Origin of the sequence: Pseudoalteromonas rubra, assembly GCF_004212645.1 — a bacterium.
Classification (GTDB): domain Bacteria; phylum Pseudomonadota; class Gammaproteobacteria; order Enterobacterales; family Alteromonadaceae; genus Pseudoalteromonas; species Pseudoalteromonas rubra_G.
Genome location: NZ_PPUZ01000091.1, coordinates 1 through 11,192, shown reverse-complemented (window position 1 = coordinate 11,192; position 11,192 = coordinate 1). Strand labels below are relative to the sequence as shown.

At 49.6% G+C, this 11,192-nt stretch carries 13 protein-coding genes; 3 read left to right on the top strand and 10 right to left on the bottom strand.

Translation table 11 applies throughout. The annotated features are described in order from the left end of the window. Positions 1-744 precede the first annotated feature (744 nt). From rpoS to C3B51_RS21630, 10 genes are all read right to left on the bottom strand, one after another. Positions 745-1,728, bottom strand: a complete 984-nt coding sequence (rpoS, locus tag C3B51_RS21675; RefSeq protein WP_046007307.1) for an RNA polymerase sigma factor RpoS — start codon at positions 1,726-1,728, stop codon at positions 745-747. Between the two features lie 55 nt (positions 1,729-1,783). Further along, positions 1,784-2,608 (bottom strand): peptidoglycan DD-metalloendopeptidase family protein, encoded by an 825-nt coding sequence (locus C3B51_RS21670; RefSeq protein ID WP_046007295.1) that lies wholly within the window; start codon positions 2,606-2,608, stop codon positions 1,784-1,786. Between the two features lie 80 nt (positions 2,609-2,688). After that, positions 2,689-3,327, bottom strand: a complete 639-nt coding sequence (locus C3B51_RS21665; RefSeq protein ID WP_125779428.1) for a protein-L-isoaspartate(D-aspartate) O-methyltransferase — start codon at positions 3,325-3,327, stop codon at positions 2,689-2,691. A 5-nt stretch (positions 3,328-3,332) separates the two neighbouring features. Beyond that, positions 3,333-4,082, bottom strand: a complete 750-nt coding sequence (gene surE, locus C3B51_RS21660) for a 5'/3'-nucleotidase SurE (RefSeq protein ID WP_046007297.1) — start codon at positions 4,080-4,082, stop codon at positions 3,333-3,335. After that, positions 4,063-5,127, bottom strand: a complete 1,065-nt coding sequence (truD, locus tag C3B51_RS21655) for a tRNA pseudouridine(13) synthase TruD (RefSeq protein WP_130246363.1) — start codon at positions 5,125-5,127, stop codon at positions 4,063-4,065. Before truD ends, surE begins: the two co-directional genes overlap by 20 nt. 1 nt (position 5,128) lies before the next feature. Further along, complete coding sequence (gene ispF, locus C3B51_RS21650) at positions 5,129-5,608, bottom strand: 2-C-methyl-D-erythritol 2,4-cyclodiphosphate synthase (RefSeq protein WP_046007299.1); 480 nt, start codon at positions 5,606-5,608, stop codon at positions 5,129-5,131. Then, entirely contained in the window at positions 5,605-6,306 is a 702-nt protein-coding gene (gene ispD / locus C3B51_RS21645) for a 2-C-methyl-D-erythritol 4-phosphate cytidylyltransferase (RefSeq protein WP_130246362.1), read from the bottom strand. Before ispD ends, ispF begins: the two co-directional genes overlap by 4 nt. Then, a complete protein-coding gene (ftsB, locus tag C3B51_RS21640; RefSeq protein WP_046007301.1) occupies positions 6,296-6,580 on the bottom strand; it encodes a cell division protein FtsB in 285 nt (94 codons plus the stop codon). The genes ispD and ftsB overlap by 11 nt, the downstream gene beginning before the upstream one ends. A 53-nt stretch (positions 6,581-6,633) precedes the next feature. After that, a complete protein-coding gene (locus C3B51_RS21635) occupies positions 6,634-7,281 on the bottom strand; it encodes a hypothetical protein (protein ID WP_130246361.1) in 648 nt (215 codons plus the stop codon). Between the two features lie 93 nt (positions 7,282-7,374). After that, positions 7,375-7,857 carry a DUF2947 domain-containing protein gene (locus C3B51_RS21630; protein WP_130246360.1) on the bottom strand — a complete coding sequence of 161 codons (483 nt, stop codon included), beginning with the start codon at positions 7,855-7,857 and terminating at the stop codon, positions 7,375-7,377. A 54-nt stretch (positions 7,858-7,911) separates the two neighbouring features. Between C3B51_RS21630 and C3B51_RS21625 the strand changes: the two genes are divergently transcribed. From C3B51_RS21625 to C3B51_RS21615, 3 genes are all read left to right on the top strand, one after another. Next, positions 7,912-8,136 (top strand): DUF1653 domain-containing protein, encoded by a 225-nt coding sequence (locus C3B51_RS21625; protein ID WP_240701949.1) that lies wholly within the window; start codon positions 7,912-7,914, stop codon positions 8,134-8,136. Positions 8,137-8,211: 75 nt separating this feature from the next. Next, entirely contained in the window at positions 8,212-9,045 is an 834-nt protein-coding gene (locus C3B51_RS21620; protein ID WP_054016048.1) for an AAA family ATPase, read from the top strand. Positions 9,046-9,047: 2 nt separating this feature from the next. Next, positions 9,048-10,232 carry a vWA domain-containing protein gene (locus C3B51_RS21615; protein ID WP_125721896.1) on the top strand — a complete coding sequence of 395 codons (1,185 nt, stop codon included), beginning with the start codon at positions 9,048-9,050 and terminating at the stop codon, positions 10,230-10,232. Positions 10,233-11,192 lie beyond the last annotated feature (960 nt).

The following is an 11,192-nucleotide window of genomic DNA, read 5'->3' as shown; positions in this document are numbered from 1 at the left end:
ATGTGACTAAGAGATAGGCTCACTGGCCGGGATGACGGTGCTGTATGTCGATGCGGTGCATATTACTGGCTTTCTGAATAGTCTGCCGGTAGTTCCCGGCTCGCAGGCCGGGATGACGGTAAATACGAAACCTGAGATACTGTTTCCGCACTCATTCTATCCGTTGCAGCTCCATATTACGCTCTTCCCTGTCATCCCGTGCTCGACACGGGATCTGCTCACCGGCGACTCAACAAGATGACCTTACACCGGGCATGAAACCTCACTTACTGCCTGCGGTACTTGTGGTGTTTATTAAAGGTTAACTGTATGGCCTGTGGATGTGGTGCAAATAGCTGGCTTTCAGGATGGTCTGCTGGTAGTTCCCGGCTCGCAGGCAGGATGACGGTGTTGTATGTCGATGCGGTGCATATAACAGGCTCTCTGAATAGCCTGCTAATACTTCCCGGCTCGCTGCCCGCGATTACTGAGTTTTGAGAAGAGGAAGGCAATGTACTGCGTACAGAGCAAAGTATTGTCTATATATACGGAGCGCCATTGTAAAACGCGCACTGAGAATCGTCAGGCTCAGCTTTTTTCTCGCAATGTCTTGATGTGACGACAGATAAAGTAATAACAGGGAGTGTGTTGGAGAGATGCGCGAGTCACTCAAACAACGGAATGACTCTACGAGTATGTTTCTGGCAGCGCTAGACTAATTCAGCTAACAAAATGAGACGATAAAAACATGCGCTGCACCTTTGCTTACATTTGTTCAAACAAGCTGTCGGTACTTAACCCCTCGTGTTGCAGAATGTCTTTTAAGCGACGCAGTGCCTCTACCTGAATTTGACGCACACGCTCACGTGTTAAGCCAATTTCACGACCTACATCTTCCAGCGTTGATGGCTCGTAGCCCAGTAAACCAAAGCGACGTGCCAGGACTTCTCTTTGTTTCGGGTTTAACTCACCTAACCAGTCGACAATATGTCGGTTAATGTCTTTGTTCTGAACTTCGCTTTCCGGCTCATAACCCCGTTCGTCTGCAATAATGTCAAGCAATGCCTTGTCATTATCGCCCCCGATGGGCGTATCCACAGAAGTGATTTTTTCGTTCAGACGCAACATTTTACTGACGTCTTCAACCGGTCTGTCGAGCGATTCTGCAATTTCTTCGGCAGTTGGCTCGTGATCCAACTTTTGCGTCAGCTCACGTGCTGTACGAAGGTACACATTAAGCTCTTTAACCACATGGATAGGTAAACGAATGGTGCGCGTCTGGTTCATAATGGCCCGTTCAATGGTCTGACGGATCCACCAGGTTGCATAAGTAGAAAAGCGGAAACCCCGTTCCGGATCGAACTTCTCAACGGCCCGGATCAGGCCTAAGTTTCCTTCTTCAATCAGGTCAAGCAAGGCCAGTCCGCGATTGTTGTAACGCCGCGCAATTTTTACCACAAGACGCAGGTTACTCTCGATCATACGCTTTCGTGAAGCCTCGCAGCCTCTAAGCGCTTTACGTGCGAAATACACTTCTTCTTCGGCACTGAGCAGTGGCGAAAAGCCAATTTCTCCCAGATACAACTGAGTTGCATCTAAATTCTTAACGCTGTCGTCCTTGGCGAAAAGCTCTTCATCATTTTCAATGTCTTCGAGTAGCTCCGATTTGGGCTCCTCGACTGAAACATCATCAAACTTCTCGTCCAACTCTGGATTTACTTTACTATTCAATTTTGCTGTTTGAGCCATAAGCATCCCCCCAAGCGAATAAGTGACAGTCTTCCATCATTACGTCGATAGGCTATTATTTAGGCAAATACCTACTAGGATTTACGGCCTGTCCGCGATAACGGATCTCGAACCGCAACGCAACAGATGATGCGTCTGTATCTCCCATTTCGGCAATTTTTTGCCCGGCTTTAACTTGCTGCTGCTCTCTTACTAGCAATTTGGAATTGTGAGCGTACGCGCTAAGATAATCATCGGTGTGTTTCAGAATGATTAAATTGCCGTAACCCCGTAATGCGCTCCCTGCGTATACAACAACGCCATTTGCCGCAGCCTTAACAGATGTTCCCTTTTTATTTGTAATCTGAATTCCCTTATAGCCGTTTTCTTTGACAGAAAAACGTCGGGTCACCTTACCAACTGCGGGCCAGCGCCATCGTACCTTATTATTTGACAACTGTTTGGTATGACTGGATTTTTCGCTGGCTTGCTTTTGAACATACTCTCGTTGCTTAGGTCGATCAAGCTCTTTTTTCGGTGTTATGTTATTTTTTTGTTCTTTATTGGTTAATTTTACGGTTTTATTCGGCTGCTTTTTGGACGATTTATACTTCTTTTTCGGATATTCTAATAAGATGAGTTGACCGGGGAAAATGGTGTAAGGAGGCTTAATTTTATTGATTTTGGCAACAGTTCTGACATCCTTATTTGCACTAAAAGCAATAGCAAATAATGTGTCACCTTTTTTAACCTTATATTGATTATTTTTTATTTGAATTTTTTGTTTATAACTGGTCTTACCTTTGGAGAGATTAACAACCGGGGCTGGGGAGTGTGGCGTCGTACACGCGGCCAGAAAATAGCACAATAGCAATAGAGTATTGATGCGCGCCCGATTCATGCCTTGATTACTTTCCGCTTGTTAATTCGACCATCCACTTTAGCATACTCAACTGGATTTTCTCGTCTTTTTTGTCACTTCTAGCTAAGTGCCCCCGGCACCAGGGGCACAAAACGCACCTCGGCCAGTTTGTTTTCAATGAACTGCTGACCTTGTCGCTGGTACAGAGTGAGTACCTGATGTTGTTCACCGACCGGGATCACCATCACGCCGCCATCCGCTAACTGCGCCAGTAAGGCTTGCGGCACCTGCGCTGCCGCCGCTGTCACTATGATGCCATCATACGGGCCTTTAGACGCCCAGCCCTGCCAGCCATCACCATGCTTCATGGCAACATTGTATAAATCCAGCATATGCAAACGGCGCTTGGCCTGCCATTGCAAGGCTTTTATCCGCTCTATGCTGTACACCTCGTCGAACAGCTGGGCCAGCACTGCGGTTTGGTAGCCTGAGCCTGTACCAACCTCCAGGACTTTTTTGCGCACCCCGGCCTGGCGCAGCAGCTCGGTCATTCTCGCCACCACCAGCGGCTGAGAGATAGTCTGCCCCTGGCCAATCGGCAGCGCCGTGTTCTCGTAAGATTTATGCTGCAATACCGTATCAACAAACAGATGCCGGGGCGTGATCTCCAGACAGTTTAATACCTCAGGGTCGCTGATCCCATGGCGACCTAAAGTCGCAACCAGCGCCTCAGCGCTGCGTTTGTAGTTTTTGAGCAATGTGCTTACTCCTGCGCGGCGATCCAGCTTGACAGTGAATCCAGACTTTCATGTGCTGTCATGTCTACTTTCAAAGGCGTAATGGCGGCATACCCCTGCTTCACCGCATAGAAGTCTGTGCCTTCACCAGCATCCAGCTCCTGACCCAATGAACCATACCAGTATACATCTCGATTCCAGGGGTCTAGTTGCCGGGTCATGGTTTCGGCTTTGTGTCTGGCACCCAGGCGAGTGACCTGCATGCCTTTAAGATCAGACAGCGGAATATCCGGCACATTGATATTAATGATCTGATCTTTGGGCAGCGGGTGGCTTTTCAGTGCTTTGATCAGTTTAACCGTGACTGCCGCGGCGGTTTCGTAATGGGCTTCGCGTTTAGAGCACAATGATACGGCAATGGCGGGCAAGCCAAGATGACGCCCTTCTGTGGCCGCCGCCACGGTGCCTGAATAAAGGGTATCATCGCCCAGGTTAGCACCATTATTAATACCCGCCACGACCAAGTCCGGCGCTTCGTCCAGCAGCTGGTTCACGCCCAGGTGTACACAGTCGGTGGGTGTTCCATTCACGCTTATAAAGCCGTTTTCCAGCGGGGTTGCCCGCAATGGGTTCAATAGGGTCAATGAGTTACTTGCGCCGCTGCAATTGCGATCAGGTGCTATCACCACGACTTCTGCAATTTCGCACAAAGCTTGGTAGAGTACTTCAATGCCTTTTGCATGGACTCCGTCATCGTTACTGAGCAGGATCTTCATCTTGATTGCTTCCTTTTTTATCATAATTGCGATGGCTGACATCTTCATGATGCACCAGCTCACGCAGTATCGCGGTGGCGTAGCACCCTTTTGGTAAATCAAAACTAAGCTGAACTGTGGTCGCGTCGAGTGTTTTCACCGTCAGGTTTTCGGGGATCACTCTGAGCGCTCGGCGCTCGTTTTTAAGCCCCAACGCACCCAGCCCCTGCCACCAGTCGGCAAAGGGTTTGAGCCACTCTATCTCAAGCGCAGTGAGACCTTTTTCGCCTTTGCCAAGCAGCGGGGCCGATAACACAATGTCTGCCTCGAGCAGCCGGACTATCAGCTCGTCGCTGATGTCTTCTTCGAAAAACGCGTTGCTGCCACTGAGCATAAAGACTTCGCGATGCCAGGTTTTTGCCAGGCCGTGTTCAGCAACCCGCCTTGAAACCAGCTGATTAAAAATATGCGAGCGCGCAGCCGAAATAACCAGACCTCGTAGTTTTTTATCACGGATCCGCTCACCATCAAACAGCCTTTGCGCCATTTCCAGGTTATAGCCATCATGACCAAAGCGTTGCTCACCAAAATAGTTAGGCACGCCCTGACGCACGGCATTCACTCGTGACAACAGATCCAGCGGTTCACTGACATTACGTAATGTAATGGTAAAACGATTACCCTTATGACACCCGGTGCGTAATTTTCGGTTGTGACGAACCTGCTTTAACACAAACAGGCTGTCGCTGTTGAGCGTGCTGAAATCAAGCTCCTGCTTGATTGGCACCGGGACACTGAACCACTGAGTACACACACCGTGACGGTCTTTCAGTCCGCCGTAGCTGACATCCCTGGGCGCGACGCCGGCAAACTCGGCCAGCTTACGGGCGATAAAAGCGGTGTTTTCGCCTTTTTTAACTATCTGCAGGCAAACGTGTTCACCTTCGCCGGTAAAGTCAATGTCGAGAATTTCATCGACCATAAAGTCTTCCGGCTGAGACTTAAACTCAGCCCGCGCTAAAGGCTCACCGTAAAGGTAATTCAGATCAGATACAGAGGTTTTCACACTAGGCCACCTTCGTCAGCAACACCACGGCATGGCTGGATATGCCCTCTTTGCGCCCTTCAAAGCCCAGTTTTTCAGTGGTGGTGGCTTTAACATTGACCTGGCCGATATCGGCGTTACAGTCTGCCGCCAGGTTGGCGCGCATAGCATCAATGTGCGGACGCATTTTTGGTGCCTGTGCCACAATCGTAACGTCCAGATTACCAAGCTGATAACCCAGTTCGCTGACCTGCTCCATCACCGAGCGCAGCAGGATCCGGCTGTCGATGTTTTCAAACTCAGCGGCGGTATCTGGAAAATGCTTGCCAATGTCGCCCAGTGCCAGTGCCCCGAGTAAGGCATCGCACACGGCATGAATGGCCACGTCACCGTCGGAATGTGCAATAAACCCCTGGCTATAGGGGATCTTTTCGCCACAAATGGTTAGCGGGCCTTCGCCACCGAACTTATGAACATCAAACCCGTGACCTATGCGTATCATAGTGACCTCGCTTTGCTTTGTTGTGACATCAGAAAACTGGCCAGTGCGTAGTCTTCTGGTGTGGTAATTTTAATATTGTCTGAGCGGCCGCTGACTAACCGTACGGGTTGCCCGGCCTGCTCGATGGCAGATGCCTCATCGGTCACCTGTAACTTGTTTTGCCTTGCCTGCTGTAATGCAGTGAGCAGTTGATGATAAGGGAAGAACTGCGGTGTTAACGCTTGCCATAAGGTCTCTCTTGGCACCGTCTCTTCGCTGTGGCTGGTGCCGCGCTTGATGGTATCTTTGACTCTACTCGCCAGGATGCCCCCTTCCTGATGTGTTAAGCATTGCTCAATCAGATTGGTGATATCGCTGACCTCTACCAGCGGGCGCGCAGCATCATGGACCAGCACCCAATCAGGTGGTGTATTTTGCATGGCCAGTAAAGCGTTTAGTACAGAGTCGGCGCGCTCCTGCCCGCCCGTCACCCGGGTAACAGCCAGCGCGCTTAAATCAAGCTCTGCAAAATAGCCATCGGTTTCACTCACCGCGACATAGATTTTATCCAGCTTGGGCACCTTCGCCAGTTTGCTGAGCGTATGCTCAAGCACGGTTTTATCGCCAATTTTCAGGTATTGCTTGGGGTGATTCAGCCCCATTCTGGCCCCTACGCCGGCAGCAGGTACAACCGCTGCAATGGTTATGTTATTCATCATGCTTCTTTGGTAATACGCGGATAAAGGTTTCGTTGGGTTTGATCATCCCCAGCTCATGACGAGCGCGCTCTTCAACCCCTTCTAGACCGAGCTTAAGATCTTCGATATCAGCTTTTAGTAATTTATTGCGCTTTGCCAGGTCGGCATTGGCGGCCTGATGTTTATCGACCGCCGCTTTGATGCGTCTGAAGTCTTCCAGGCCATTATGCCCGAACCACAGATTGTATTGGGTGTATGCACACAGACATAGCAATGCAAGTTGGAAATATCGCATCAGGGCTACCTTAATTGCTTTACAGGATCATGCATTGCCCCAGGCAATGTGCACTACTTGCGTTGTTGTTTTTTCCTGACGTTTGGCCAGTTTATACTGCTCGCCAGTAACATTTCACGTAATCCCAGTGTTCTGGGTGGCAACATTTTATGATATTGCCAGCGGTGACCACAACAGGCAGCCGTCATTAATGCTTTACTGGGTTTGAGTAAATAGCGTGTTGCTGGCAATTGGGCATACTCATCATCACGGTGCGCTTTGCCTGAGTTATCAAACCAACCAAACTGATTGCAATGCCAAAGGCCGTCACGGCTCTGGTCGAGCGTGTCTAAATACAGGCTGGTAATCCCGCCATCAACAACCAGCACCGGCACCACTAACCCGACCGTGGCCTGGTTGGCGTAATAAGCCTGGGTGTGCTCAGCTTGCCACTGAGGGCATTTGCCTTGCTTAGCCAGCCAGCAGCCGTTGTGGCTATCAAGCTCAAGGGGCACTTCGCCAAGCACAATGTGCGTGGCGGCTCGCTCTACGTAATAAGGCAGACTGTTTAAGCGCCTTTGCAACCGCGCCGGGTCGGGCTCTGCCGATAAACCGGGTATTTCACGCGCATAAAAGACATTCGCCAGCTCAGCATACGCCAGCCGGGTTGCTTCATCCTGCCATATCGTGCTTTGTTGCTTAGTGTGACCTGGACCGTTCAAAATGCCTCCTTTACACAGAGGTTATATCACGACCACACGGTTAAATATAGCGCACTAACATGAAAGCCATCGATATCAGGCTGACAAGCACGATTACAGGTTTTTAGGTCGCTTGCCGAGCCTGGCTTCTCCGGATTCACTGAACATCACCGCCGTATCGCGCTTTTTGCCCAGCAGCAGGCTGCCATCGGCCAGAAACATAAAGTTCTGCCAGGTGCGCTTAAATACATCAAACTGGGTTTCGATGATCAGCTCACGCGACATACAAAAGTACACTGTGGTGTTGTCTTCCCAGTTAAGGAAATTACAAATGGTGTCTGGCAGGGTGGCTTCACCCGCTTCCCACGGACCTTCCCAATCCAGGCTTTCATGCCAGTTTTCTTCTTTGCCTGGCCAGTCATGGGGCGTAAAAAAGTCGGGGTGATCCTGCTCACGACTGACCATAGTAGTCCACAGCACCGCAGCACGTTGCTCCGTCATCGGCTTGATCCGAGCCAGATCGGCCTCTTCAATGGGCAAGTCCTGATGACGAAACACCCAGGCTTTCTTGAACGCATCGAGCGCAATATAATTCATGTCAGATACCTATTAATTAAAACCCCGACATTATACCCAATTGGAGCAACGACCGTGAGCAAAGAACTTAAACCCGGCATTTACCAGCATTACAAAGGTCCTAAATATCAGGTGCTGTTTGTCGCCACCCACAGTGAAACCGAAGAAGCTATGGTGGTATACCAGACCTTGTATGGCAACTTTGATCATTGGGTGAGACCGCTCAGCATGTTTTGCGAAACAGTTGAAGTAAATGGCCAGCAACGCCCACGTTTTGCATATCTGGGGGCCGCCGAATGACGCGTATTTGCACTGCCCGACTGCGCTGTGGCACACTGAACCTCTATTACTCATCAGACCAGAGTTAAGAAGTTTATGTTTAAAGGTACCGAGTCTTATATTGCCAGCACAGCGCTGCAACAGGCTGTGAATGCAGCCGTGATCCTGGAAAAGCCACTTTTGATCAAAGGGGAGCCTGGCACGGGTAAAACCCTGCTGGCCGAAGAGCTGGCTAAAAGCCTGGATACAGAGCTCATTCAGTGGCACATCAAATCGACTACCAAAGCGCAGCAAGGCCTGTATGAATACGATGCGGTATCGCGTCTGCGCGACAGCCAGCTGGGCGATGCCCGGGTGCACGATATTGGCAACTACATCATTAAGGGCAAGCTGTGGCAGGCCTTTACTCAGGCAAAGCGCCCCGTCCTGCTGATCGACGAAATCGATAAGGCAGACATTGAGTTCCCCAACGATCTGCTGCTTGAGTTAGACCGCATGGAATTTCACGTGTACGAAACCGGTGAGCAGGTTAAAGCGCAAGTTCGCCCTATTGTGATCATCACCTCTAACAACGAAAAAGAGCTCCCCGATGCATTTTTACGTCGTTGCTTCTTCCACTATATCGACTTCCCGGATAAAGAAGAGATGCAGGCGATCATCGATGTGCACTTCCCGGCGATTAAGCCTCGCTTAGTAAAACAAGCACTGGAAGTGTTTTTTGAATTACGCAGCGTAGCCGGGTTGAAGAAAAAGCCCAGCACCAGTGAGCTGCTTGACTGGCTTAAACTGCTACTGGCAGAAGACATTGACCCCGAAACACTGCAAGACCGCAGCCACAAAGGTGGATTAATGCCCATGTTTGGCGCACTGCTGAAAAATGAGCAGGATGTGACCTTGCTTGAGAAGCTGGCTTTTTTAGGTAAGCGCTGATCATGTTGATCGACTTTTTATTCACGCTCAGGCGCTACGGGGTCAAAGCCAGCCTGCGGGAGCTGCTGGACTGTCTGAATGCGCTCGATAAAGGCGTGTGTTTTGCCGACATCGACGGGTTTTATCATCTGGCCAAAACCATCTTTGTCAAAGATGAAACCCAGTTCGATAAGTTTGACCGCGCCTTTGCCGATTACTTTGAAGGGGTGGAATCTCTGGATCTGTTCAGCCAGTTACAGCAAAACGCCCTGCCACAGGACTGGTTACGCAAAGAGTTTGAAAAGCACCTGAGTGAAGAAGAAAAAGCTAAGCTCAAAGCGCTCGGTGGACTCGATAAGTTACTGGATACTTTAAAGCAGCGGCTCGCCGAGCAGCAAAAACGCCATGCCGGTGGCAACAAATGGGTAGGCACCGGTGGTACCTCACCTTTTGGAGCATACGGTTATAACCCGGAAGGTGTGCGGATTGGCCAGGATGGCAGCCGTCACCGCCGCGCAGTCAAAGTATGGGATAAACGCCAATACCGTAACTTAGATGCCGACAGCGATATCAGTAATCGCACTATCAAGCTGGCGCTTAAGCAGCTGCGTAAATTTGCCCGCAGTGGCGCCAGCGATCAACTCGATCTGAACGAAACCATCCGCGCTACGGCTAAACAAGGCGGTATGCTGGATGTGAAAATGGCCCCTGAGCGGCACAATGCCGTGAACGTTATCATGTTGTTTGATATCGGCGGATCTATGGATGATCATATTCAGATTTGTGAACAACTGTTCAGCGCCGCACACAGCGAGTTTAAACACCTGGAGTTTTTCTACTTTCATAACTGTGTGTACGAGCATGTCTGGCAGGATAACGACAGACTGGATAACACCTTGCTTGATACCCATCAGCTGATCAACCGCTTTGGTCGGGACTATCGACTGATCTTTGTCGGCGATGCCACCATGGGCCCCTATGAAATAGCCTACCCCGGCGGCAGTGTTGAACACTGGAATCAGGAAGCAGGTTCAGTGTGGTTGCAAAGACTCACTCAGCATTTTGATAAAGTCGCCTGGCTCAACCCCCAGCCAAAAACACACTGGCCCTACTACCAGTCGATTGGTCTGATCGATGAGCTGATGGCAGGTCGCATGTTTCCGTTAACTTTAGATGGGCTTAGCGAAGCAATTAAAGAGCTCAGTTAATGAAGTGCAAAGTGCAAAGTACAATGACAGCGAGCAACGCGAGTACATTTACTTTACGCAGGGGCGATGAGAAACCGAAGCAACGCTTCGCAGTTCGAGGAGGTGAGCGCAAGGACCCACATGGATGTGGGGAAGTAGAATAATGCAGGAGCAATTATCGAGATGCGCGATGGGACCCAGCTTAATGGATGAATAGACAACACCGCTCTATCTACAAGCCTCTTTAAATGACAATAAACGCAAAAAGCCTATCTCGTTCGATTCGATCTTTTCTTGTTTGAAGTCTGATAATGATTGTCGAATTTCAGTGCAACCCATACTAACGGTGTGGCCTGTTAGAAGATCCCGCATCAAGTGCGGGATGACGGTAGTATGGGCTGTAAGAGTCGAAATATAAGCGACTTCTTAAAAAGCACTCGTTCTATAAAGAGTCTGAACAAACAGTACTTTTAACCCATTCCAGCAGCGACTCAATATTGGTCCAATTCTGATCCGCCTCTAACAACTCCGCAGTCATCCCGCACGCGATGCGGGATCTGTTTAAACCATTTTCTCGGTGTTGAGTATGTTTGTTCCGGCGCATTTGTCATACGAGCGGTGTGGATTTCCAGCAGCTACAGCATTTTAAATCACACATAGCAAAAAACCCGCTGCATTTCTGCAACGGGTTTGACGTACATGGAAGTACTTTACTCCAAACGCAAAAAAGCCCGACTCTTTCGAATCGGGCTTTGATGTACAAGGAGGTACGAATGTCGATGATATTCATGGATGAATTAAGTGCAAAGTACAATGACAGCGAGCAACGCGAGTACATTTACTTTGCGCAAGGTGAAATAAGCTGTACTAGCTCAGACTTGACCTGACAGTTACCCGTTTTTCAATCGGTGACTGTCAGCCTAGATTTGGGCTAAATTCTTTTCAACCCAGATCGATTTTCCATCTAATAATGTTTCAAGC